Below are 25867 nucleotides of genomic sequence, written 5' to 3'. Positions count from 1 at the left end.
TTGTGCTTTAGTTTTTTATCTGTTGATACAGAAGTTTGGATGCACTTAGCGTCGACAGTGTTGAGTGCTTATATCATTAATTCACTTGTGTTGGCGCTGGGCGTTGGTTTAGGCGCCACCTTGCTGGGCACCTACCTAGCCTATTGCGTAGTGCATTATGATTTTGCTGGCAAAAAAGTATTGCAAGCTCTAATACTCCTTCCTCTTGCAATGCCTGCCTACATTATCGCGTACACCTATACTGGTTTACTCGATTTTGCAGGGCCACTACAAAGCTATATAAGAGAGAGTTTTGAACTCAGTGGCCAACAATATTATTTTCCAGAAGTCAGAAGTCTCGGTGGCGCTATTGTTATGATGTCGCTGGTACTTTACCCCTATGTCTATATTCTTGCCAGAACAGCATTCAGTGAGCAGTCACAAAAATTTAAAGAGGTAAGTGAACTCGCGGGTATAAGCGCTTTTGAACATTTCATAAAGGTATCACTTCCGCTTGCACGTCCCGCCATATTAACTGGGGCAGCTTTGGCCATGATGGAAGCCCTTGCGGATTTTGGTACGGTTGAGTACTTCGGAGTTAGCACCTTCACGACAGGCATTTACCGAACATGGTTTGGCATGGGCGACATTAACGCCGCCTCACAATTGTCGGGCTTGTTGTGCTTATTTGTTTTTGTTTTGCTCATACTCGAAAAGAGCAGCAGGAAAAGCGCCCAAAGCTATTCATCAAGACAAGGCCAAGGCAGTATGGCCAAATCCTTGTCTATGCCCAAAGGAATATTGGTATTATTACTTTGTTCTTTGCCGCTCATTTTTGGTTTTGTTATTCCCTTCACTCAACTCGGCATTTGGGCTTGGTCATTTTCTGACGCGAGTAGTTTTAGTGATTATGCGAGCAATGCGTTTAATTCTGCCACGGTTGCCCTGATTGGCACGGTGCTCATTGTTCTGCTCGCCCTATTGTTTTCTTATGCGAAGCGTTTACAGCCTACAAAAGCAAATCGCTTTGTAGTGCAGTTTGTATCGCTGGGCTATGCCATGCCAGGTACTGTTATCGCTATCGGTGTTTTAGTGCCATTGGGTTGGCTAGATATCAAGTTGAATCTCTTTACTTCCACGTTTTTTGGTTTTCAACCCGGTTTGGTTCTTTCCGGCACTATCGCTGCTCTGATTTTTGCTTATATTGTGCGTTTTATGAGTGTTGCCTTGCACAATACTGAGGCCGGTATTCAGCGCATTAAACCAAGCATGGACGAGGCCTCTCGGGCATTGGGTGATAGCAAATTACAAACACTAACACGGGTGCATTTACCGCTACTGTCTGCAAGTCTATTGAGTGCTTGTTTACTTGTGTTCGTTGATATTTTAAAGGAGCTTCCTGCTACTTTGGTTCTGCGCCCATTTAATTTTAACACCTTGGCTGTTAAAGCCTTTGAACTTGCTTCCGACGAGCGTTTGATTGAGGCTGCACTGCCGTCGATCACGATTGTGCTTGTTGGTATTCTTCCCGTTATTTTACTCACCGCTACGCTAAACAAAATAGAGAAAAGCCATGCTTGACGTACAACAATTACAGCTCAGCTATAACAATACCCAAGTACTTGATAAGGTATCTTTGCGTCTTGCGCAGGGTGAGATTGGCTGTGTGTTGGGCCCCTCTGGTTGTGGCAAAACATCGCTCTTACGTGCGATTGCAGGCTTTAAGAATATCGATTCCGGCAGTATTAGCATTGCTCAAGAAATAGTTAGCGATGTGATTAAAAATGTGCCCGTGTCGCAGCGTAAAGTGGGTGTCATTTTTCAAGACTTCGCGTTGTTCCCGCACTTGAGTGTATTTAAAAATGTGGCTTACGGATTAGCAAAGGAGAATAAAGAAACGGCTTTGTCGTTAGCAAACGAGGCGATTTCTTTGGTGGGTCTTAAGGGATATGAGAATAAATACCCGCACGAACTTTCTGGTGGTCAGCAACAACGTGTTGCGATAGCACGAGCGCTTGCACCAAAACCGAAACTACTATTACTAGACGAACCCTTTTCAAGTTTAGATCCTGAACTGCGAGAACGCTTGTCACAAGAAATAAGAGCCCTGCTCAAACAGCAAAACATCACTGCCTTACTAATTACTCACGATCAAAGCGAAGCATTTGCGATGGCCGACAAAATTGGTGTATTGCACGATCAACGTTGTCAACAATGGGGAAGTGCATACCAGTTATATCACCAACCGGCCACCGAGTTTGTCGCAAACTTCATTGGTGAGGGCACCTTTATTAAGGGAACAGTTCACAAGTATAACAACAAAGGTATTGTGGATGATGACTTGGCAGCAAACACTAAATGGCTCATTAGCACTAAATTAGGTGACTTTGTATTCGAGCAGGGAAGCACTCAAGCGCCTTTCTCTGAAGGTGCCGAAGCGAAGCTGCTGGTGCGCCCAGACGATCTGAGGCATCAAGACGAGAGTGTTCTCAAAGCAGACGTAGTAGGTCGCTCTTTTCGCGGCTCACATATTTTATATCGTTTGCAGTTGGCAAATTCAGATGAGTTGCTACTTTGCTTGGCGCCAAGCCATCATGATCATGCAATAGGAGAGTCGTTTGGCATTCACTTAGAAGTAGAGCACGTAATATGCTTCCCAGCATGAACTCTAGCCTTGCGTTGTGGTCAAAATTCGACCATAGTGCTGGAAGCATAATAACCTTATGAAGTAGCCTATATTCCATGTTGATATAACGCTAAGTTAATTCATCGCATCAAATGCAAAAGGGAGGTAAGCTTTGTTTAAAAGTATTCAGTCTTCTTTGATTGCTATTGTGGTGTTCGTTGTTTGTGTCTCTTCCTTATCTGTTTTAGCGGTAGCCTTAAGTGAAAGCGAAGACAGCTTTACCACCAACGCAAAAAACGGCGCGTTAGGGGTTACCCGCAGTATTGCTAAAACCTTAAATAAAGTAGAAGTGAATGCTGAGCAACTCAACGACGTTTTATCGTATTTTGAGTTGTATCCAAACGTCGTAATAGCGAAACTCTATGCCGACAGTCAAAATGCTAAAAAGCTCTCATCGCTGCCATTACTAGCCGCTTACCGAAGTCAATTTCCTGTGGCTGATATCGAAATGGCAGAACAAACCCTGCAAGAACTCGCTGCTAACCCCAACCTAGGCGTATTTGAAACACATAATGAATTGGTGAGCATTACTAAGGTAGAGCTTGCAGATGGAAGCATGGCGATACTTACCGTGGTAAGTGATATTAATCGACAACTATTGCAAACGCGTGAAGAATTGCTCGCAAAGCTTGCCCCGTTGGTGTTATCGGTTATGTTGTTATCGCTGTTTATTACTATTTGGCTAATAAATCGCATTACTTTGCCAGTCGTACAACTCACAAGCTTTACCAAACGAGTACGAGAGGAAAATAATTACAGCCTGCGCACTGCGCCAACAGGTACTGCCGAGATCATCACTCTGAAAAAAAACATCAACGCAATGATGGACACCATCAGTGAAGAGCTCGATAAAAACCAAGTCACTACCGACCAGCTTATCGAGCAACAAAAGATGATGTCGAAATTAGCCAATTTCGATTCTCTTACGGGTCTACCGAACCGACAATTTGTATTGGACAATTTGCGACTTGAATTGTCCAGAGCAAAACGTGCTAATCAAGATTTGGCGCTCTTGTTTTTTGACTTGGACGGTTTCAAAAATGTGAATGATTCACTCGGACATGAGATGGGGGATAGTTTGCTAGTTGCCGTTGCGGAGCGTATCAAAGAAGTGCTGCGCGAAGGTGATTTGTTTGCTCGCCTTGGTGGAGATGAATTTTTGATAGTACCTGCTCGTGATGATAGTAGCGCTAATCCTTCGCAGTTGGCTGAACGCTTACTTAGCGCTATGGCTTTGCCAATAAAGCTGGATGATATTGAACTGCAAATGAGCATCAGTATTGGTGTTGCAATGGCAACTGACGTTGATTTTGATTTATCACAGTTGGTAGGTAATGCTGATATAGCGATGTATCGCTCAAAAGCAGAAGGACGTGGCACATACACCATGTTCACTAACGATATGAATGAGGGAAATAAACGAAGGCTGGAGATTGCCAATAGTATCATTTTTGGCCTTGAGAATAATGAATTCAAGGTGTGCTACCAGCCCAGAGTCGACATAAGGGGCAATATTGTCGGATATGAGGCATTAATACGTTGGGAAAATGCGCATTTGGGCCAAGTTTCTCCTGCTGAATTTATTCCAATTGCTGAACAAAGCGGCAAAGTACGCGCGATCACTGCGTGGATGTTAAACCAAGTGTGCAGTGAACTGGGAGAGATACGCAGGTTAAAATCTGATGATATTCGAGTATCTATTAATCTTTCGGCGCACGACCTTCACGATAAAAACCTTTATTCATACTTAGTAGAAACACTCAAAAAATACGCAGTAAACCCAAAAAATATTGAATTGGAAGTTACCGAGTCGGCTTTTCTTGAAAGCTTTAAGGTGAGTAATCAGTTTTTCAATAAAGTGCATCAACTCGGCTGTTTAATTGCGCTGGATGACTTTGGAACGGGTTATTCTTCGCTCAGTTATTTAACACAGATAAGCGTTGATACCTTGAAGATTGATCGGGAATTTATTAAAGAACTCGACTCTTCAACACGCAGTCGCCTTGTTACACAGAGCATTATTGATTTGGCAAAGCGCCTCAAGCTCGGAGTATGCGCAGAAGGTGTTGAGAATCAATTTCAACAAGACTATCTAACCCTAAATGAATGTAATCAATTTCAGGGCTTTTATTATGAAAAACCATTGCCCTTGAGCCAACTTGCTAATACGCCCACAAATTATCATTCTTTTTTTGAAAAAGAGAAGGCTTGAAAGAGCAATACGGCCGCGCTTTTGTGCAAAGTTTCTTAAGTTTATTTTAAATTCAGTATAGTCGACGAAAAGCCCCACTTATTTGTGATTCAATCGTTTAGTATCCTCACGCTTTAGTTTATAATTCTCGCTTTCAAGCTCCCTTCGATAAATTGTTTATCAGCGCTGTTTTACAAATCAAAGCGTGTGAAGGTAGAGGCTCATTAACATCGTATCAGCAGATACACAAAATAAGTTTTACTGGGAAGTTTTTATGCGCACAGACTACTGTGGAAACATTGATGCAAGCTACGCTACAAAAGAAGTTACCTTATATGGCTGGGTTAATAAGAGACGCGATTTAGGCGGTGTTATCTTTATCGACCTTCGTGATCGTGAGGGTATCGTTCAGGTGGTCATCGACCCAGATACGGCAGATACTTTCGCTTTAGCTTCAAGCTTGCGAGCAGAGTTTTGCGTCGAGATTACGGGGTTGGTTCGCTTGCGTCCGGAATCTCAGGTTAATGCTGATATGAAAACCGGTGAAATTGAAGTGCTTGGTAAGTCTCTATCAATCTTCAATAGTGCACCCGCACTACCGCTTGATTGGAATCAAGAAAATTCTGAAGAGCAGCGCTTAAAATATCGTTATTTAGATTTGCGCCGCCCAATGATGACGGAACGTTTGGTTTTTCGTTCTAAGGTGACAGCAGCGGTTCGCCGTTTTCTAGAGGATGCAGACTTCCTTGATATCGAAACGCCAATTTTAACAAAGGCTACGCCTGAAGGTGCGCGAGATTATTTGGTGCCAAGCCGCACTCACAAAGGTCAGTTCTTTGCGCTACCACAGTCGCCTCAGTTGTTTAAACAATTGTTGATGATGTCGGGCATGGATAAATACTATCAAATCGTCAAGTGCTTCCGTGACGAAGACCTACGTGCTGATCGTCAACCTGAATTTACTCAAATAGATATCGAAACAACCTTCCTCGACGCTCAGGGCGTAATGGACATTACCGAAAACATGATCCGCTCATTATTTTCGCAGTTGCTAAATGTTGAGTTGGGTGATTTCCCCACGATGAGCTATGCAGAAGCGATGCGACGCTTCGGTAGTGATAAACCTGATTTGCGTAATCCTCTGGAATTAGTAGATGTTGACGACATAGTAAAAAACATTGATTTAAAGGTGTTCAGTGGCCCAGCTAACGACGACAAAGGTAGAGTGGCCGCAATTCGAGTGCCTGGCGGTGCATCGTTGTCACGCAAGCAAATTGATGAGTATGGGAAGTTTGTAGGCATATACGGTGCTAAAGGCTTGGCTTGGATAAAAGTAAATGATTTGAGCGCTGGCCTTGATGGTTTGCAGGCGCCTATCTTGAAGTTTTTCAACCAAGAAGCTATCAGCGCTTTGCTTGAAAAAACCGGTGCACAAACAGGTGATATTTTGTTGTTTGGTGCCGACAGTGCCCCAATTGTGACCGATGCTATGGGTGCGTTGCGCTTGAAACTAGGTGAAGATTTCAACTTACTAGAAGGCGAATGGAAACCTTTATGGGTAGTCGATTTCCCTATGTTTGAAGAAGTTGACGGCAATTTATATGCCCTTCATCATCCCTTCACTGCTCCTCGCGATAGTAGCATTGAGGCATTGAAAGCAAATCCGGCAGCGGCTTTATCAAACGCTTACGATATGGTGCTAAATGGTGTTGAATTAGGTGGCGGTTCGGTTCGTATTCACAACATGGACATGCAAGCAGCAGTATTTGAGTTGTTAGGCATCAGCGACCAAGAAGCTAACGAGAAATTCGGTTTCTTACTAGAAGCTCTGCGCTATGGAACACCTCCTCATGCTGGTTTAGCTTTTGGTCTTGATAGAATGGTAATGCTGATGACTGGAGCGGAGTCGATTCGCGACGTTATGGCCTTCCCAAAAACAACCACTGCAGCGTGTCCATTAACCGATGCTCCAGGATTTGCGAATCCAGAACAGTTAAAAGAATTGTCGATTAAAACCGTCATTGAAGAAGCGAAAAGTGACGATGGGCAAGTGCAAGGTAATACATAAAAAATGAGCCCCGACACGCCGTTAAAGCGTCCTGAATCGGTACTTGTGGTTATTCGAAATGATGACCAGCAAGTACTGATCATGCAGCGCGATGACGACGCAGACTTTTGGCAATCAGTGACAGGTACGATTGAAGAGGGTGAAAGCCCCATTCATGCCGCTTACCGAGAGTTGTCTGAGGAAACAGGCATTGCTTTACCTAAGTCAACTCATCCTATTGTAGATTGTAGAAGGGTAAATCAATACCGTATTCGTTCTTCGTGGTTGTATCGTTATCCCAAGGGCACTGAATTTAATAACGAATATGTATTTAGCATACAAGTGCCTAGTCACATTGATATCGTCTTAAGTGAACATACGGCTTATGCTTGGGTTAGCAAAGCTGAAGCTATGGCCCGTGTGTGGTCGAAAACCAATCGCGATGCTATTCTCGATTTTGTGCCGGAGTCTTAATGTCAATCATACTCGGCATTGATCCAGGCTCGCGAATAACCGGTTACGGTGTCATTAAAATTGTTGGTGCAAAACCTGAATACCTTGGCAGCGGTTGCATTAGAGTTGCGCACGACGAATTATCAATTCGCTTGAAGCGCATTTTTGATAGTGTAAGTGAAATCATCCAGCAGTTTTCACCAAGTGAGTTTGCAATTGAGCAGGTGTTTATGGCGAAGAATCCGGATTCTGCCTTAAAGCTTGGCCAAGCTCGCGGTGCTGCGATTGTTGCAGCGACGAATTATGATTTGCCAGTGGCCGAATATTCTGCACGACAGATTAAACAATCGGTAGTGGGAACCGGTGGTGCCGATAAAGCGCAGGTGCAGCATATGGTCATGAACCTGTTGAAGCTCAGCGCAACACCACAGGCTGATGCAGCCGACGCACTTGCAGTTGCTTTGTGTCACATACACACTCGCCAGAGTCTTATAAAGATGTCGGGCAGGGCGTCTAAAACAGTTCGCGGTCGCTTACGAAAATAACAAATTCACTACAAGGATAAGTCATGATAGGAAGAATTCGCGGTACGCTTATTGCCAAAATCCCCCCAGAAGTATTGGTTGATGTAAACGGTGTAGGTTACGAAATTCAACTTCCGATGACGAGTTTCTATCAACTTCCCAACGTTGGTGATGAAGCTATTATTTACACGCATTTTGTTGTAAGAGAAGATGCGCAACTCTTATTTGGTTTTTCAGATACATCCGAAAGGGCCTTGTTTCGAGAGTTGATAAAAGCCAATGGTGTTGGCCCTAAATTGGCTTGTACAATATTGTCGGGCATGTCGGCGCAAGACTTCGTGCATTGCGTGCTAAATGAAGACATCACTAATTTAGTAAAACTGCCTGGTGTGGGTAAAAAAACGGCTGAGCGCTTGGTGGTTGAATTAAAAGACAAACTTGAGAAGCTGTCGAAAGCTGACGCCAATTTTGATGCTGGCGCTGCACCAACTATGGTAGACATTAAAAAGCCCTTACTTCATGGTGCTGCACATGCCAAAGACGAGGCGCTTAGTGCATTACTCGCGTTAGGTTACAAGCCAGCGCAGGCTGAAAAAGTCATAAAGCAAGTGTATAAAGAAGATATGACAAGCGAACAAGTTATTCGTGAGTCATTGAAGTCGATGGTCTAAGAGAGAAAAACTATGATTGAAGCTGACCGTTTGGTTCAAGCCGGTGCAGACCGAGAAGACGAAGTTATTGACCGCGCAATACGGCCTAAAATGCTCAGTGATTACACCGGGCAAGACCATGTGTGTGAGCAGATGGAAATATTCATTGAAGCGGCACGTAAAAGAGAAGATGCGCTTGATCACTTGTTGATTTTTGGCCCACCTGGTTTGGGTAAAACAACGCTGGCAAATATCGTAGCGAATGAAATGGGGGTGAATATCAAAACCACCTCGGGGCCTGTTCTTGAAAAAGCCGGAGACCTAGCAGCTCTACTCACCAACCTCGAAGAAAATGATGTTTTATTCATTGATGAAATCCATCGCTTAAGTCCAGTTGTTGAAGAGGTGCTTTACCCAGCAATGGAAGATTACCAGCTGGATATAATGATAGGTGAGGGCCCTGCAGCACGAAGCATTAAACTCGACCTTCCTCCGTTTACACTCATTGGCGCAACAACGCGTGCAGGCTCACTCACATCACCCTTGCGCGATCGTTTCGGTATTGTTCAACGATTAGAGTTCTACAATGTGACCGACCTTACCGATATCATTCAGCGCAGTGCGTCTTACCTTAATTTGAATATGGAAAAAGAAGGGGCCTTCGAGGTGGCGAAACGCAGTCGAGGCACGCCTCGGATTGCCAACCGTTTACTTCGCAGAGTACGTGATTATGCTGAAATCAAAGCCGACGGTAATATTAATTCTGACGTTGCCGGTGCGGCATTGAATATGTTGGATGTTGATAAGCAAGGTTTTGATTTTATGGATCGCAAACTACTGCTTGCGATTATAGAAAAATTTATGGGTGGTCCGGTAGGCTTAGATAATATTGCCGCCGCGATTGGAGAGGAAAAAGAAACCATTGAAGACGTTATTGAACCCTATTTAATTCAGCAGGGTTTTTTGCAAAGAACGCCGCGTGGACGTATTGCTACCCAGCACGCCTACTTACACTTTGGTTTAACACTGCCAAATAGCGATTAATGGTAACGACCTTTATAAATAATAGATAAAAAAAAGCCCGCACAGTGTGCGGGCAAACAACAAGTAAAACGGAAGGAAAACCGTTATTTGGGAACATAAATCAAAACTACAACTAACTGGTTGCGACTGTTTGATGGCGTGCATTTTAGACAGATCCGATCAGATATCAAACTAGAATTTTTTCAAATAAGGATTAGAAAAACTAATCTTAAAATGATTTGTGTTTTTCAGTGATTGTTATTTTGCGTACTGCTTGCCTATTTGAGGTGAGTCAACAAACGACAGCGATATTATTAGGTGATATTTCCCCAAGGTTTTTACCCTACAAAAACTAAAGGTGAAAAAGGAGTTTTTTGTTGAATACAATTGAATTTTCTATGCCGATCCGAGTCTATTATGAAGATACAGATGCCGGTGGGATTGTGTATCATACAAATTATTTGAAGTTCATGGAGAGATGTCGCACGGAGTGGTTGCGAAATTTAGGCATAGAACAGCAAAGTTTATTGGAACAATCTGTGGGTTTTGTCGTCAAAGACCTCGCAATGAAGAATGCAAAAGCAGCAATATTTAATGATATGTTGAGTATTAGCTGTCAGGTAGTAGAATTGCGCAAAGCAAGTTTGCTGTTTTCTCAACATGTTTACCGAGAAACAGATCCAGCGTTGCGCAATAACGATACAAAACAAAATAATGATAATAAAAGCGACCAAGCCGAGTTGCTTGTTAGTGCTGAAATTAGAGTAGCATGTGTTGATTTACAGAAAATGAAACCCATCGCTATTCCTGATTTCATATTAAGGGAAATTAAACGTGCCATCTGAAATGTCTATTTTACACTTGTTCCTTGAAGCAAGTATTGTTGTTCAGTTTATCATGCTTTTACTGCTTACCGTATCGGTTGTGTCGTGGGCATTTATCTTTCAAAGAAATTCAGTATTAAAAGCCGCGGTAAATGAAGTGAAACACTTCGAAGATAAATTTTGGTCTGGTGCTGATCTGAACAAGCTCTATCAAGAAATGTCGGCACGATCACAACTTACTGGCTTATCGTTAATATTCTGCACGGGCTTTAAAGAGTACGTGCGCTTGCGAAAAACCTCTGGTGCCGTTAGTGAAGCAATTATGGATGGTACTTACCGCTCTATGCGCGTTTCCATGTCGAGAGAAGTTGACGAACTAGAAGCTCGCTTACCTTTTCTTGCTACTGTGGGCTCTATATCTCCTTATGTTGGTTTATTAGGCACAGTGTGGGGAATTATGAATTCCTTCATTGCATTAGGCCAAGTGAAGCAAGCTACATTAGCGATGGTTGCCCCGGGTATTGCTGAAGCTCTCATAGCGACGGCAATTGGTTTATTCGCAGCTATCCCAGCCGTAGTCGCATACAACCGTTTCAGTAACCGAGTTGAAAAACTTGAAAACGCTTATGGTAATTTTATGGAAGAGTTTTCGGCTATTTTGAATCGTCAAAATATGGCTTCGTCGGGTCAATAAACGATGTTTATTAGAAAACGCAGAAAGCCTGTCTCAGAAATCAATGTGGTGCCATACATCGACGTCATGCTAGTGCTTTTGGTGATATTCATGGCGACCGCACCGTTGATTACCCAAGGCGTTAAAGTCGACCTGCCCAAGGCAAACGCTAAAACCATAGAAACTGATGAAGACGATATGTTGATCGTGTCAATCGATGCAGCGGGTCAGTACTTTTTAAATGTTGGCGATGAGCCCAGTACCATATTGAGTGAGACCGATGTGGTTGGTCTGGTGCAAGCGAAGCTAGCACAAAGCCCCACGATACCAGTGGTGGTAAATGGGGATGGCAAAGTGCCCTATGAGAAAGTGGTTGAGCTGATGGTGATTTTGCAGCGCGCTGGCGCGCCGTCGGTAGGGTTGATGACAGATCCAAATGAAGCCTAGCGCGAACACCCGTAATAACCCAGGGCAAAGCAATCAACAAAAATCGCCCCTTAGCCTGAAACAGAAGTCATTTCTGATTTCAGGTGGCGCGCATTTGGCACTTGTTGCTTCGCTTTTGGTCAGCTTTGAATTCGCTGCTAAGCCCGTTGATTTAGCTACTGGTAAGCGAGATACCCAAGCACCAGTTATTATTGAAGCTAGGTTTATTGACAGCAATGTACTAGAACAAAATAAGCGCGAAAAACAGCAAGCTGAGGCAGCAGCAAAACGAAAACAGGAAGCTGAAGCGGCAAGAAAGCGTGAGCAGGCGCGTAAAGAACAACAACGAAAAGAAGAGGCTGAAAAAGCCAAGCGCAGAAAAGCCGCTGAAGACAAAAAACGAAAAGAAGATGCAGCACGAAAAGAGCGAGAGCTTCAAGAGAAGGCAAAACAAGCGGCAGAGCAAGCCAAACAAGACGAAGCCGAAAAAGCGCTTCAGGCCAAATTGAAAAAAGAGCAGGAAGCTCGCGAAAAAATGATGCAGCAGCAAATGGCGGCAGAGCAGGCTGAAAGAAATGAACGCAGACAACGTGAAATTCTTTCTGGCATGCAAATCGCAAACAGTAAAATACGCGCCAGAATTGAACAGAATCTAATTGAAACGGGCAATTTAAAGGGCCGGTCATGTCGATTGCAACTGAAAATAGCGGCTAATGGTTTAGTACTGGATGCATTTAGAGTCGATGGTGATGAAGCCTTGTGTTTGGCATTGAGAAGCGCTGCACTGAGAGCACGAACATTGCCAATGCCAGAAGACCCAGACATAAATAAACAAATAAGAAACAGCACATTGAGGTGGGATAACTAAATGACGGTACGCGCAGGTAAATTCTATAAAGTAGCCAGCAAGGCAGTGCTTGCATTAGCCTTCGTGTTTGCGGCGATGCAAGTAAGGGCAGCAACTAACGAAATCATTATTACTGGTGGAGTCGACTCAGCTCGCCCTATCGGAATTGTGCCTTTTAAATACAGCGGCACAGTGACCCTGCCAGAAAATCTCACCGAGGTAGTCGCGTCGGATTTGCAGCGTAGTGGGAAGTTTAACCCCGTGAAGCTTTCAAATATGCCGCAGTTTCCAACTACCGATGCCGAAATTAACTATCAGGCATGGGCGGATAAAGGCGTCGACATGGTTGTTGTGGGCAGTATTCAAGCAACAGGTATTGACCAATTTTCGGTAACATTTGAACTCGTTGATGTATTGCGCGCGCAGTCTACCGGTGGGCAGTCAAAAACCTTGGTCGACGGACGCTTGGTTATGACTAAAGATCACATTATTGAAAAGCGCAGTAAAACGATTCAAAGCCAAGACTTCAGGCAATATGCGCACATCATTTCTGATATCGTATACGAAAAGCTCACTGGTGAACGTGGCGCATTTTTAACACGCATTGCATATATCAAGGTAATGGATCGCAACACTAACCCCAAGCCCTTTAGATTAGTGATTGCCGACTACGATAACGAGAATCCAACTACCTTATTAAGCTCTCCAGAGCCACTTATGTCGCCAACATGGTCGCCAGATGGCAACAAAATTGCCTATGTGAGTTTTGAAAATAAGCGCCCACAAATATATCTTCAAGATATTTACACTACAAGCCGTACAAGGCTTACAGACTTCCCTGGCATAAATGGAGCACCGAGTTTTTCACCAGATGGCAAGAAGCTTGCTATGGTGCTGTCTAAGGACGGAAACCCTGAAATCTACGTAATGGAATTACAAACGCGCAAGCTCACTAGAATTACTCGAAATCGAGCGATTGATACCGAGCCTTCTTGGACGCCCGATGGAAAAAGCTTAATATTTACTTCTGAACGGGGTGGTAAACCGCAAATTTATCGAGTAAATTTAGCAAGTAAGCGCAAAAATAGGTTAACCTTTGAAGGCGAGATGAATTTGGGCGCTGCGGTAACACCGGATAATTCACAATTAGTGATCGTTAATCGAACACGTGGGAATTACCATATAGCGAAACAAGATTTAAGCAACGGTGATATGTTGGTGTTGACGAGTACCTATCTAGACGAGTCGCCCAGTATTTCTCCGAATGGAAGTATGATAATATACAGCGCGCTAGAGAATGGAGTACCTGCTTTGTCGTGGGTTTCACTCGATGGCCGCTTTTCGTTTAAAGAGCCAGTGGCTGATGGGGAAGTTAAATCTCCTAGTTGGTCGCCGTTTTTACTATAAATTGAATTTTATAAAATATAATAAGGAACTAGTATGTTGAACAAAAACACACTTAAAACGCTTATGGTAGTACTACCACTAGTAACATTAGCGGCATGTAAATCTGGCCCTACGCAAGAAGAACTAGATGCTGAAGCAAATCGTCAAGCAGCTATTGCTGAGCAGCAAGCTGCAGATGCACGTGCCGCTGCTGAAGCAGAAGCGAAGCGTGTTGAAATGGCTGCTGCCGCTGAGCTTCAGCGTGCAAAAGACATGATGGAAGCAGAAAAACAGAAGTTAGAAAGCACTAACGTTGTGTATTTCGATTTTGATCGTTCTTCTGTTAAATCTGATTTTAACGCTGTACTAGATACACACGCTGCTTTCCTAGTGAAAAACCCAGAGCAAACAATCGTTATCGAAGGTCACTGTGATAATCGTGGTACGCCTGAGTACAACATTGCACTAGGCGAGCGCAGAGCTAAATCTGTTGAAACTTACCTTCTTAATGCAGGTGTAAGTTCTTCACAAATCTCTGTTGTATCTTACGGTGAAGAAAAGCCAGCAGTTCAAGGCGCTTCTGAGTATGCATTCGCTCAAAACCGTCGTGGCGTATTGGTATATCAATAAGCACTTATGATAAAGCCAATTATTACAGTTGGTCTCATTAGTTTCACAGGCGCTTGGGCTTTTGCTCAAGCGCCTGTTGTCGATCTAAACGACCCAGAAGAAACGACAGAGACAAGAACAACAACGCCGAGCATAGCGCAAGCAACAAGGCCTGTGACTATCGCAAATCCAACAGACGTAGAAACGCGTTTGATGATCCTTGAGCGTAAAGATAAGAGCCGTGTTGAAGCGCAGCAGCGAGTTCAGCAGCAACTTGATACTTTGCAGTCTGAGGTGGATGAATTACGTGGTTCAATTGAGTTGCATAATCACCAACTCGAGCAAATTCTTCAGCGCCAGAGAGACTTATATCTGGAGCTTGATAAACGCTTTGCCAATATCGATGCGCAACCCGTCGGTAACTCTGGTGTTGCTGCTGGTGTAAACACCCAATCAAGTGGCTCGGCATCGCAAACAAACACGTCGATAGGGCAGTCTGAAGAGCAAGCTTATCAGTCGGCGGTGAATTTGATCCTAAAAGAGCGCGATTACGATGCAGCGGTTCCGGCATTTCAACGCTTTCTGGCCAGCTACCCGAACTCATCATATACCGATAACGCGCACTACTGGTTAGGGCAATTATTGTTTAATCAACAAAATTGGTCTGAAGCACGCGAGCAGTTTTCTGCGGTAGTGAATAAATTTGCAAACTCACCTAAACGTGCTGATGCAATATTGAAGCTAGGAATGGTCGCGAAGGCCGAGAATAGTCTATCTGAAGCAAGAACTTTGTTTGAACAGGTTATTTCTGAATACCCTGATTCTGCGCCAAGTCGACTTGCAACTGAGCAATTAAAGAGCTTGTAATTTTCGAATTACGAGCTTTTTGTTCACTTTACACTCATATTGACAAGAAAATGAAATAAAACGCATATAAAGGTTGCACAGCGTTTCGATTTGAGTATTATATGCCGCCGTTGAGGTAGATACGCAACACAACAGATGCAATTGGGTCGTTAGCTCAGCTGGTAGAGCAGTTGACTTTTAATCAATTGGTCGCTGGTTCGAATCCAGCACGACCCACCAATTATCTACATCAACTATCCTTTTGAAAGTGGGTCGTTAGCTCAGCTGGTAGAGCAGTTGACTTTTAATCAATTGGTCGCTGGTTCGAATCCAGCACGACCCACCACTTCAAATCTTTACTGCCCACAACTATGAACTTTTTGTTGCTCTGGGTTATACTAGTTAGACATCTTTACACACTACACACAGACTTATGACTAACGCGGTAAAAGCAGAACGCATTTCGTATCCATTTCCGGCAAAGCCAATTCCTATTAGCTCAGACTACGCGCAGCAACTAAAAGCGGAAATTCGCACCTTGCTGCAACAAAAGAATGCTGTGCTGGTTGCACATTATTACACCGACCCGGTCATCCAAGCATTAGCTGAAGAAACGGGTGGTTGCATTTCTGATTCGTTAGAAATGGCCCGTTTTGGCCGCGATGCAGAACAAAAAACACTGTTGGTCGCTGGTGTTAAGTTCATGGGCGAGACTGCCAAAATTCTTAGCCCTGAAAAAACGGTAATAATGCCGACATTAGAAGCAACTTGCTCTTTAGATTTAGGTTGCCCAGTAGAACAATTTTCTGCCTTCTGTGATGCTCACCCTGACCATACTGTAGTTGTGTATGCTAATACCTCTGCTGCCGTAAAAGCCAGAGCTGATTGGGTGGTTACCTCTAGCATTGCGCTTGAAATCGTTGAGCACCTCGATAGCCAAGGTAAAAAGATAATTTGGGGCCCGGATCGCCATCTCGGCGCCTATATTCAAAAAGAAACAGGCGCTGAAATGCTAATGTGGGATGGTGAATGTATAGTGCATGATGAGTTCAGTGCCAAAGCATTAGAAGATGCAAAGCACCTTCACCCAGACGCAGCCGTGCTTGTGCACCCAGAATCGCCCGCTAGTGTGGTTGAAATGGCTGACGCAGTAGGTTCTACTTCACAACTTATTAAAGCTGCTACAGAGCTTCCTAACAACAAATTCATAGTAGCTACCGACAAAGGCATTTTTTACAAAATGCAGCAATTAGCCCCAAATAAGGAATTTATTGAAGCACCAACAGCTGGCAATGGCGCTACCTGCAGAAGTTGCGCACATTGCCCGTGGATGGCAATGAACGGCCTCGAAGCGATGCGCGATGCCTTGCTCGACCACGATGGCCGTGAAATCTTTGTAGATGAGGATTTACGCCAACGCGCACTGCTACCACTTGATCGCATGCTAGGTTTTGCCGCTGAATTAAACATGCAATTAAAGGGTAATGCGTAAACAATTAGCGCGTAAAAGAAAATCAATGCTTGAAAGGCGCGGTGGTTTTCCCTACTATACGCGCCGCATTTGCTAATTCATAATTAGCAAACACAGTTTAGGAGAGGTGGCTGAGTGGCTGAAGGCGCACGCCTGGAAAGTGTGTTTAGGGTTAAACCTAACGAGGGTTCGAATCCCTCTCTCTCCGCCAGATAATATCGAAGCCCGCTGTTCTAGTCATAAGAGCCGCGGGCTTCGGCGTATATGAATATGCCGAAATACGAATTTTGCCACTACAAACCACAACAAGCTTACAACAAGCCATCATTAAGACGTAACCCTCTCATAAACTCAGAATGTGAATGAGCATGCAATATCAGTCATTGATGAACACAAATCAAACAAGTTTACTGCGCCGCTACAGCTAGAAGTTTTGTGAATTTAACAGTTTGAAACAAGCGTTTTACTCTGTGTTAACCCCTTGATAACCCTACATTAACTCCTCAAGCTTATGCATACCTATTCTTAGCTTTCTTAATGGAATATGCCATATAGGCGTGCTTTAATTTTGATATCACAGGTACTTAGCCTATACACCAGAAAATCATTAAGAAAACTCATGAACTTAATCTCGTATTTAACGTGTCTTTCTCTACCAATCATTATTTTGACGCCAGTGTCCTCTGCTTTAGCTGACACCGCTTACGCGGAAACGCTGCTCAGCGGCACACAAACCATTCAAACTCAATCAGTGACTATTAATGGTATCACGCGTTATAAACTGCACGGTGTTACGGCTGGTGGCGTCGAGTTTGAAACTCGATCTGGCGGAGCATTTGCCTACGGGCATTACGCTAATGGAGTCGAAATCTTTGATGGAAACAATGACAATTATTGGGATGAGATTATTGATAATAGCTCCTCATCACTTTTTCCAACGGCTGCCCTAGATGTGCATTGGGCCACTGAAAAAACGCTTAACTATTTTAGTGACGTGTTAGGTGTAAACAGTTACGACGGAATGGGCGGAGCCGTCACCGCAAATGCACATTCCTACAGGTTGGGCTCATGGGAATATCAGAATGGCATTTACTCGTTTTCGGATCGATCAACCGACTCCAATCAATTGCCATGGGTGTCAGTAGACTTAGTAGCACATGAAATTGCTCACTCGATGTTAGACAGTCTTTTAGCAAATGCACACATCACTTCTGTACCTAGTTTTCTTGCAGAAGGGTTTCCCGACGTCATTGGTATTGCGGTACGCCATTATGCGAAACCGACAACAGCAACTTTCGAATTTGCAGATGAGATTTATTTCTCTGGTGACGCTAGCTTACGAAGCTTATCCAATCCAAAGGTAGATACTTATCTAAGCAGTGACTGGTATAGTCACTCTGGTAGCTACAATCGAGGTGGGGTACTGGGGAAATGGTATTATTTGAGTGCTATTGGAGGGAGCGGTATCAATGCCAAGGGTTTCGCTTACCACGTAGAGGGTCTTGGAACAGATTTACCTGTTAATATTCTTTATAATGCTTTCGAGAATATATCAGGTAGTGTCAGTGTAGAGGATTTCGCAAACGCGACTATCATAAGTGCATTCAATATCAGTGAAACAGCAGGCAATTCGATAACAAATGCTTGGCGTGCTGTTGGCATAGAATCTCAGCAATCAAGTTGGCAGCGTACTGTTATTTTTATTTATGGCGAGACAGTTGATGGTCAAGATTTATTTGTACGCGGCGGTATTGATCATGCCTATGCTAACTCCATATTAGGGCGCTCCTGTTCAAATGAGAATGTTGAGTGTGCTATGCCTATTCAGCACAACAACCTGCTCAATCCAACAACAAGCACATGGAAATACAACGACACTTATCTTGATTGGTATGGTCCTCAACAAGGCCAGAGCTCTCAAGCAAATGGGACTCCGTTAGACTGGACTACCGATTATTGGCCTCTCGGTTGGGGACAGCAACGCAGCGTAGATATTGACGGGTTCGGTTACACGCCTTTGAATACCTATGGATCTCATTATTGGATGCTAGATGTGAATATGGATTGTAGTGCAGCAGTTGACGGTTGGTTTGAGCTCAAATCCTATGTTTCTAACGGAGATGGTTGGGAACCTGACATTCAACAATCAGACGCACCATACTCGACAGGAAACCATTTTGCACAATGCGGAAAAATAAACGTTTTTGTGCGAGGGCAAGACGACCCATTAATAATTCGAAGCTTTTAAATTAGGGAAATGTATAATTGCTAGATAAAGCTGGGGCAAGTTGACGGTGAATTTAATTCGTCAAGACTGCTCTGAGCATCACAGGAGTTATTGGGGCTTCACTGTCTACTACAAACTGAGGCGGATATCAGATGAAAATTTCTAGTAAAAAAAGCCATAAGGACGAGCCTCACACTATCACTATGTCTTATTTGGGTGATGGAAAAGGAAGAATAGATACATATTATTATGGTGACGCTGAAGCGCCGAATGCACCGATTAAAAACTATAGTCAGCTAAGGTTAACAAAAGGAGCGCCATTAGACGAAAAACTTGGGGACTTTACTTGGAAAGTAAGGCTCAAGAAATTAATCAAGAGTATGTGGTTTTAAAGAGATGGTGATTGGTAAGTAAGCTGATAGTATTGGTTAATCTACCTAGACTTCATCATCATTGTTATTAAGGACAATATCATCATGAAAAAATTCATCATCACCAAGTATGCTCTCTTGTTAATTGGAATAGCTTTACTGTTTGGTGCTTTTTTAATTTATCAAAACACCTTACGTTTTTTGGAAACAGCGGTAACTAGCGAAGGCACCGTAATAGAATTGATCCGCTCCACCTCAAATGACTCAAATACCTTTGCGCCTGTTGTTGAGTTTGAAACGCCAAATGGCCGCTCAATTGTCTTCAAATCAAACAGTTACAGGTATCCGCCGGCATACATGCCTGGCGAAAAAGTGGAAGTGTTGTTTGCCAAAAATGCCCCAAACGATGCACGAATTAATGGCTTTTTCTCATTGTGGGGCCCTGAAGCGATTCTAGGGCTGATTGGCGCGGGTTTTTTCCTATTTGGCTTTTCGATGATCGCTTTTGGTCTACTGAAGGGCAATAAAATTAAATACCTTCAAGAGCACGGTATTCCTATAGAAGCTACATTCGAAAGCGTACGCTTAAATTCATCATTTGAGGTGAACGGCCAAAGTCCTTACAACATCTTCGCTAAGTGGACCGACCCATCAACATCCCATTTGCACACTTTCAAGAGTGACAACATTTGGTTTGATCCAAGTTTTCAGCTAAATCAACAACTAGCAGGGCAGGTAAGTGAGCAAGTAGATAAAAGGTACCTTACCGTGCTCATAGAGAAAGGTAACCCGAAAAAGTACCACGTTGATATATCGTTTCTGACTGAATGAAGCACTTGCTCTGTGCTTTAACTCTCATGGCAATATTAGAATAATATCTATTAGGTGACTATCATTATGAAGGCAATAGTTAAGCCCCAATACCGCTCTCACAACTGTTCTGAATCGCAACGGGGGAGGGCTTCCGTAACTTATAATTACTGAAATGGCTATACGCCAATAATATCGACCCTAAGACTGTCAAAGCCACTTCACCAGCTTCTCCCAATACATCATGCGCGAAGGTTGCAGCCGCAACCAGCAATACCAAACCAAGGGCACCAGAAACAAAGACCATTAGGCGCTTATGTCGTTTATAGCCCAAAGCTATCGCAAATATACTTATTGGAATTACGGTAAAGACTAGCCACAAATGCACCTGTTCGTCGCTGAGTACCAACAACACAGAAATAGTAGGCAATACAACTAAGATTAGTGGTAGCGCAATACAATGCATTAGGCACAAAAATGACAAGAGAATGGCAACCTTGTCGCTAGTATTAATGAGTTTATTCACATGTTTCTCCTTTTGTATTGAGCCTTCATCATGGTCGTGTGTCAGGTCTATTCGTATTGTTCGCTTGTGAATGTTTCGAAAAACACACTTGCTATTTTGATACAATATAACATAGCATGAAAATTAGAAAGTACTTGATACAACAATTGTTGAGAAACCAAGTGAGAATATCGTCTAATTCGTAATCACCGACTGTAAGCTTGGCTGTTAAAGGCTCTTGAAGCGCTTCTGAGCGCTCTGTTGCCTAAGGAACTGGCTGTTACTGACCCTTTAAGTGATTCAAGAGATTCATAGGAAATGTATGCAAATTTTAAAAGCAGTCCCAACCAATATCATAACGGGATCGCTAGGAGCAGGAAAAACAACGCTCATCAAGCAACTATTGTCTGCAAAACCTGAGGATGAGAGGTGGGCGGTTTTGGTCAATGAATTCGGAGAGATAGGTATTGACGCAGCGCTGCTTAACAGTAGCTTCTCGAATCACAGCGCTGCGAGCGATGCCACTGTAAAGATATTCATGCGAGAGGTGCCTGGCGGTTGCATGTGTTGTGCATCAGGGTTGCCGATGCAAATTGCCCTGAATCAATTACTTGCTCAAGCAAAACCGCATAGGCTTTTGATTGAGCCTACGGGTTTAGGTCATCCAAAAGAATTGCTTGCCGTGCTTGGTAGCGAGTATTACAAAGATGTTATTAAACTAGATACAAGTTTCTGCCTTATTGATGCTCGTAATATCGCTAAGCCTAAATGGAGAGCTCATAAGACATTTCGCGATCAAGTTGAAATTGCCGACATGATCGTAGCTAGCAAAACAGAACTGTACTCCAATGACGAGTTCACTCAATTACATTCTTATCTTGAAGAAGTCACAGCAAGTTCGATTCCTTTAGTTAAGACCATAAAAGCTGAGATGAACCCCATTATCTTGAAGATGATCGCGGTTGAGAGTCATAAAGTTGCAAAGGTGCATAGCAATGCCCCGAAAATCATGCCAAATAGATCGAGAGATAAGCAGGCAGAAAACAAGACTTCAGACACCCAACAGCAACCTGAAAAGAAAACTAAAGCGCAGAATAACGGTGATGGATTTTATTCCTGTGGTTGGATCTGGCCGGCAGAACATTGGTTTGATTTCTCAGAGATGCTCGGAATAATAAAAACCTTAAATCTAATTCGTATCAAGGGTATTTTAATCACAGAAAAAGGGATTTTCTCTTTGAACGGTCAAATGCAAGAAATCGACATTACTGAGTATGATGAGGCTTTTGAATCTCGCCTAGAAATTATAACTGACTCGGAAATAGCCGCAGACCATGCAATAAGTGCAATAGAGGCTGCATCGCCAGTAATAACTTGATAGTGTTTCAGAGCGTCACATACAGGTGTTTGAGTGTCGATAGTTCATAATGACTGAGTAAAGCTAACTACTTGGGTTTGTTCATTATATTAAAGCCCAAGCGCTTATATTTTCATCACAACAACATCACAATTACCGAGCAATCGTGTGAAAAACGTGAACTTTGTCGCCTATCTTTTAGGCTAGAGTTAACAGTATATCTATTGCTACCTTCGGTATTACTTATGTTGCGTAAAATTATCGTTCTTGCTGCCTTGTTACTCTCATTTCAGTGTGTTGCTATCGACCTAGATATTAAATCGCTAAGAGTAACCTTGTCTAAACCTTCTACTAGCCATGTGCTTATTCACAACAGTGCACTAGGCGACGAGTCGAACATAAAGTCAGCCTTTAATATTCGCCCTCTAAATAACGAGCGACTTGGCTTTTTTCTCGATGTTAACGGCATTGAAATTGGATATGCGTCAGATGTATTCGCCGATGATGTTGAAACCAAAACACAAAATTTCTTATTTTCATACCGTAAGTGGCAACACTCAAAGATCACTTTGAATATTCAGAGTTTGGAAAATCTACATACCAATGTTCGAAACCTGAGCAGTGGTGAAGGTCTAGCAGACTCCGTTTTTAAAAATACCAAATCAACGAAAATTGAGTTGTTTGGCTTGCATAATCTATACACTTTTCATGATAAAGAATCGGTGTTTGAGCATTTCTTCTTGAATCAACCTCTATTAAGCAGTCAGTTTGATTGGTCGATAGGCGTGGTGGCAGGCTGGTCGCTAAAGAGCTTGAAACTTGAAAACCCCGACTCAATTGTGTTTACGCCTGATTTTCTAGACTCTGACATTGAAACTACAACAAAGCTCAGGTCAAGGTCGGTAAATGTAGATGTAGGGCCGTTTTTGTCGCTTAATTTACCCAACAACATCAATATGTTTGCAGAGTATAAAATTGGTCGCGGGTATATTAATAATAAACAGGTGTCGGAACAGCTAAAGCAATCAGGAGATGAAAAAGCGAGCGCTTTTGGTGCTGGAATATCATACACATCACAAGATAAAAAATTGCTTGTGCTTTTGCGAGGCTGGAAACAAAAAGGGCGACACGTATCTACCTCATTTGGTGACTTGTCAGTAGTGCGATATTTTTAACATCTACTTGAAAAAGCAAATTTTGTAACCATCTCTTGTTTGTAATACGCTATTATTGACAAGCGGTGACGAAGTTATATCGCCCAGTTAATAAAAGCCTCCATTGAATGGGTTATAAATGAACAAAATATTTCGTATTGCCATCACCATCATCGCTGTTGCTGTGGCACTTTATCTTATGGTTAGCCTATTTATGGTTTTCTTAGTGCTGCTTGGCTTGGGAATTGTTTACGTGTTTTTCATGCGTTTCTTTTCAAAGAAAGGTGGCAACATTAATCGCAGTGAAAATCAACAAGACGGCGTAATCATCGAACACGAACCTATTGATAAAAGGGACGACATCAATCGCTAGCCTTGCACTAGTTTGGCGCGCCGTGGTATGGCGCACAAATGATACCTTCCCTTCTGATAGATGAACGCAGCAACTTAAATGTTACAAGGTTTGTCATACTCTTGACGCATAGCGCCATCTCTCTACACTAGGGCGATATGGTGGTGGAGTTGCGAGCATATAACACCCGCTATTATCACGACTTATAAATATAAAAATAAACAACACACGACATAAAGGAATACTATGAAGAAGTCACTTATTGCCTTGGCCGTCGCTGGGGTATTTACTCTAAGCGCATGCAGTCAAGCACCAGAAGAAAGTAAAGTAGCAGTAGAAGCACCCGCTGCGGTTGAAGCCGCCAAGCCAGAACTAGGCGATTTTGGTATCGACATGAGCGCTCGAAACCTCAACGTGAAGCCGGGTGACGACTTCTTCATGTATACCAACGGAACATGGTACGACAACTATGTTATGCCAGCTGACAAAACTAGCTATGGCGCTTTTGCAGTATTGGCAGAGCGCAGTGAAGACCGCGTAAAAGCAATTATCGAAGACGTATCAGCTAAAACAGACTTGTCGTTTGAAGAGCAACTTATTTCTGCCTATTACAACTCTTATATGGACGTTGAGGCACTTAATACAAAAGGTATATCTCCGCTTAAGCCGATGCTTGATCAAATATCTGCCATTTCAAATACGACTGAATTAGCAAACGTATTCGGAAGTACTTGGCTAATGAATACTAATTCTCCTATTGGCGCTGGCCTTAGCATTAACCGTTTAGATCCCAATGCATACCAAATGTCGGTAGGCGTCGGCGGTTTGGGCTTACCAGATAGAGCCTATTACTTAGAAGATAACGAGCAGTTTAAAAATATTCTTGCTGAATATGAGAAGAACATTGCCACCATGCTTGGTTTCGCTGATATTGAGCAACCTGAAGTTGCGGCAAAGTTAATCATTGCGCTTGAAACTCAAATTGCTGAACTTCAGTGGCCTCGCGAAAAGCGTCGTAATCGTGATTTAACCCTAAATCAAATCGAACGTTCAGCGCTTAATAGTGAATATGATGGTTTTGATTGGGATGCATACTTCAAATCGTCGGGTTACAAAGTAAACGACCTAAACATTTCCCAGCCTGAACCACTTAAGAAAGCGATTCAGCTCATTAACAGCATTCCTTTAGATACGTGGAAGCTGTATTTGAAGTATCACTTGATTTCTAGCAACTCTGGTTTGCTATCTGAAGAGATTTACAACGCCAACTTCGATTTTTACGGTAAGAAGTTAAACGGCCAGCAGGAGCCTCGTCCTCGTTGGAAGCGCGCCGTAAACTCAATGGCTGGAACAAGCTCTTTAGGCTTCGCTATTGGCAAAGTATACGTCGAGCGTCATTTCCCTGAAAGTTCAAAAGAGCAAATGAATGAGTTGGTTGCTAACTTGCGAACTGCTCTGGATGAGCGCATAAGCGACCTTGATTGGATGGGCGAAGAAACTAAGAAAAATGCCAAAGAAAAACTCAGTACCTTCAATCCTAAAGTAGGCTACCCAGATGAGTGGTTGTCGTTTGAAGGCTTAGAAATGAGCTCTGACGACTTACTTGGTAACGTACAAGCAATGCGGAAGTTCTTCCAAGCGAAGAGTGTTGAGCAAGAGTTTGAAACCACTGATCGTGATGAGTGGTTCATGACCCCGCAACGCGTTAATGCTTACTACAATCCTTCGTTTAACGAAATTGTGTTCCCAGCCGCTATTTTACAAGCTCCGTTCTTCGATCCGAATGCCGACGCTGCGGTAAACTATGGTGGTATTGGTGCGGTTATTGGTCATGAAATTGGCCATGGCTTTGATGACCAAGGCTCTAAATCAGATGCAATGGGTGTGCAACGCAATTGGTGGACTGACGAAGACCGTGCTGCCTTTGAAGCTAAAACTCAAAAGCTAATAGACCAATATAACAAGTATGAAGCCCTAGAAGGTCAATTTGTAAACGGTGCTAACAGTTTGGGTGAGAACATCGGTGACGTAGGTGGTTTAGCAATGGCTTATCACGCTTATAAACTCAGCTTGAACGGTAAAGAAGCCCCAATCATTGACGGCACAACCGGCGACCAGCGCTTCTTTATGGCATGGGCTCAAGTGTGGCGAGTGAAATTTACCGAAGAAGCTTTGCTCAACCGTTTACGCGGTGGAACACATGCGCCTGGTCGATTCAGAGCGCTAGCACCAAGAAACCATGATGCATGGTATGAAGCCTTTGACGTCAAACCAGGTGATGCTCTGTACTTAGCTCCTGAAGATAGAGTACGTATTTGGTAATAGCTTATTTACAAGCCGCAGGGTGCTTCACTTTGCGGTTTTGTTGATATTGCAGAGCAAACAAAGAACGCAAAACGGGCCAAAGCATATTAATGTTTGGCCCGTTTTTTTATCCCAAAGCGATAGTGCTTTTT

24 protein-coding genes and 3 tRNA genes are annotated in these 25867 nt (G+C 43.2%); 26 read left to right on the top strand and 1 reads right to left on the bottom strand.

Annotated features, from left to right (window positions below):
• The first annotated feature begins 39 nt into the window (after positions 1–39).
• From ISG33_RS07510 to ISG33_RS07405, 22 genes are all read left to right on the top strand, one after another.
• Entirely contained in the window at positions 40–1560 is a 1521-nt protein-coding gene (locus tag ISG33_RS07510) for an ABC transporter permease (protein ID WP_229333501.1), read from the top strand.
• On the top strand, positions 1553–2644 hold the full coding sequence (locus tag ISG33_RS07505; protein WP_195732851.1) for an ABC transporter ATP-binding protein: 1092 nt from the start codon (positions 1553–1555) through the stop codon (positions 2642–2644). Before ISG33_RS07510 ends, ISG33_RS07505 begins: the two co-directional genes overlap by 8 nt.
• Positions 2645–2777: 133 nt before the next feature.
• The gene (locus ISG33_RS07500; RefSeq protein WP_195732850.1) at positions 2778–4877 is read left to right on the top strand and encodes an EAL domain-containing protein; all 2100 of its coding nucleotides are present in this window, start codon (positions 2778–2780) and stop codon (positions 4875–4877) included.
• 253 nt (positions 4878–5130) lie between these two features.
• Positions 5131–6924, top strand: coding sequence for an aspartate--tRNA ligase (aspS, locus tag ISG33_RS07495; protein WP_195732849.1), 1794 nt, complete (start codon positions 5131–5133; stop codon positions 6922–6924).
• Between the two features lie 3 nt (positions 6925–6927).
• Positions 6928–7377 carry a dihydroneopterin triphosphate diphosphatase gene (gene nudB, locus ISG33_RS07490; RefSeq protein ID WP_195732848.1) on the top strand — a complete coding sequence of 150 codons (450 nt, stop codon included), beginning with the start codon at positions 6928–6930 and terminating at the stop codon, positions 7375–7377.
• Positions 7377–7901, top strand: coding sequence for a crossover junction endodeoxyribonuclease RuvC (gene ruvC / locus ISG33_RS07485; RefSeq protein WP_195732847.1), 525 nt, complete (start codon positions 7377–7379; stop codon positions 7899–7901). The genes nudB and ruvC overlap by 1 nt, the downstream gene beginning before the upstream one ends.
• 23 nt (positions 7902–7924) lie before the next feature.
• Positions 7925–8551 (top strand): Holliday junction branch migration protein RuvA, encoded by a 627-nt coding sequence (gene ruvA / locus ISG33_RS07480; RefSeq protein WP_195732846.1) that lies wholly within the window; start codon positions 7925–7927, stop codon positions 8549–8551.
• Between the two features lie 12 nt (positions 8552–8563).
• Positions 8564–9574, top strand: a complete 1011-nt coding sequence (gene ruvB / locus ISG33_RS07475; protein WP_195732845.1) for a Holliday junction branch migration DNA helicase RuvB — start codon at positions 8564–8566, stop codon at positions 9572–9574.
• Between the two features lie 377 nt (positions 9575–9951).
• Positions 9952–10398 (top strand): tol-pal system-associated acyl-CoA thioesterase, encoded by a 447-nt coding sequence (locus ISG33_RS07470; protein WP_195733085.1) that lies wholly within the window; start codon positions 9952–9954, stop codon positions 10396–10398.
• Positions 10388–11071 (top strand): protein TolQ, encoded by a 684-nt coding sequence (gene tolQ, locus ISG33_RS07465; protein ID WP_195732844.1) that lies wholly within the window; start codon positions 10388–10390, stop codon positions 11069–11071. The genes ISG33_RS07470 and tolQ overlap by 11 nt, the downstream gene beginning before the upstream one ends.
• 3 nt (positions 11072–11074) lie before the next feature.
• Entirely contained in the window at positions 11075–11497 is a 423-nt protein-coding gene (tolR, locus tag ISG33_RS07460; protein WP_195732843.1) for a protein TolR, read from the top strand.
• Positions 11487–12344, top strand: a complete 858-nt coding sequence (gene tolA, locus ISG33_RS07455) for a cell envelope integrity protein TolA (RefSeq protein WP_195732842.1) — start codon at positions 11487–11489, stop codon at positions 12342–12344. Before tolR ends, tolA begins: the two co-directional genes overlap by 11 nt.
• 75 nt (positions 12345–12419) lie before the next feature.
• Positions 12420–13730 carry a Tol-Pal system beta propeller repeat protein TolB gene (gene tolB / locus ISG33_RS07450; RefSeq protein WP_229333500.1) on the top strand — a complete coding sequence of 437 codons (1311 nt, stop codon included), beginning with the start codon at positions 12420–12422 and terminating at the stop codon, positions 13728–13730.
• A gap of 33 nt (positions 13731–13763) precedes the next feature.
• Positions 13764–14339: a peptidoglycan-associated lipoprotein Pal gene (gene pal, locus ISG33_RS07445; protein WP_195732840.1), complete on the top strand. Its 576-nt coding sequence runs from the start codon at positions 13764–13766 to the stop codon at positions 14337–14339.
• A gap of 6 nt (positions 14340–14345) precedes the next feature.
• The gene (gene ybgF / locus ISG33_RS07440; RefSeq protein ID WP_195732839.1) at positions 14346–15185 is read left to right on the top strand and encodes a tol-pal system protein YbgF; all 840 of its coding nucleotides are present in this window, start codon (positions 14346–14348) and stop codon (positions 15183–15185) included.
• A 143-nt stretch (positions 15186–15328) separates the two neighbouring features.
• Positions 15329–15404 (top strand) — tRNA-Lys (locus ISG33_RS07435).
• A 30-nt stretch (positions 15405–15434) separates the two neighbouring features.
• Positions 15435–15510 (top strand) — tRNA-Lys (locus ISG33_RS07430).
• Positions 15511–15597: 87 nt separating this feature from the next.
• Complete coding sequence (gene nadA / locus ISG33_RS07425; protein ID WP_195732838.1) at positions 15598–16656, top strand: quinolinate synthase NadA; 1059 nt, start codon at positions 15598–15600, stop codon at positions 16654–16656.
• A 100-nt stretch (positions 16657–16756) separates the two neighbouring features.
• Positions 16757–16846, top strand: a tRNA-Ser gene (locus tag ISG33_RS07420).
• A gap of 408 nt (positions 16847–17254) precedes the next feature.
• Positions 17255–18883, top strand: a complete 1629-nt coding sequence (locus ISG33_RS07415; protein WP_195732837.1) for a M4 family metallopeptidase — start codon at positions 17255–17257, stop codon at positions 18881–18883.
• A 131-nt stretch (positions 18884–19014) separates the two neighbouring features.
• Positions 19015–19254, top strand: a complete 240-nt coding sequence (locus tag ISG33_RS07410) for a hypothetical protein (protein ID WP_195732836.1) — start codon at positions 19015–19017, stop codon at positions 19252–19254.
• Positions 19255–19338: 84 nt separating this feature from the next.
• Positions 19339–20064, top strand: coding sequence for a DUF3592 domain-containing protein (locus ISG33_RS07405; protein ID WP_229333483.1), 726 nt, complete (start codon positions 19339–19341; stop codon positions 20062–20064).
• Between the two features lie 79 nt (positions 20065–20143).
• Here the strand turns inward: ISG33_RS07405 and ISG33_RS07400 are convergent, their stop codons facing one another.
• Positions 20144–20569 carry a MerC domain-containing protein gene (locus ISG33_RS07400; RefSeq protein WP_195732835.1) on the bottom strand — a complete coding sequence of 142 codons (426 nt, stop codon included), beginning with the start codon at positions 20567–20569 and terminating at the stop codon, positions 20144–20146.
• Between the two features lie 301 nt (positions 20570–20870).
• On the opposite strand from ISG33_RS07400, the gene ISG33_RS07395 reads away from it, so the two are divergent.
• From ISG33_RS07395 to ISG33_RS07380, 4 genes are all read left to right on the top strand, one after another.
• Positions 20871–21926 (top strand): CobW family GTP-binding protein, encoded by a 1056-nt coding sequence (locus tag ISG33_RS07395; RefSeq protein ID WP_195732834.1) that lies wholly within the window; start codon positions 20871–20873, stop codon positions 21924–21926.
• Positions 21927–22150: 224 nt separating this feature from the next.
• Positions 22151–23080 (top strand): hypothetical protein, encoded by a 930-nt coding sequence (locus ISG33_RS07390; protein ID WP_195732833.1) that lies wholly within the window; start codon positions 22151–22153, stop codon positions 23078–23080.
• Between the two features lie 118 nt (positions 23081–23198).
• Positions 23199–23432 carry a hypothetical protein gene (locus tag ISG33_RS07385; protein WP_195732832.1) on the top strand — a complete coding sequence of 78 codons (234 nt, stop codon included), beginning with the start codon at positions 23199–23201 and terminating at the stop codon, positions 23430–23432.
• Between the two features lie 225 nt (positions 23433–23657).
• Positions 23658–25733 carry a M13 family metallopeptidase gene (locus ISG33_RS07380; protein ID WP_195732831.1) on the top strand — a complete coding sequence of 692 codons (2076 nt, stop codon included), beginning with the start codon at positions 23658–23660 and terminating at the stop codon, positions 25731–25733.
• Positions 25734–25867: the final 134 nt, after the last annotated feature.

The sequence above is a fragment of the Marinibium conchae genome (genome assembly GCF_015595035.1).
Lineage (GTDB): Bacteria > Pseudomonadota > Gammaproteobacteria > Enterobacterales > Alteromonadaceae > Glaciecola.
This window is presented reverse-complemented; position numbering and strand designations above follow the sequence as displayed.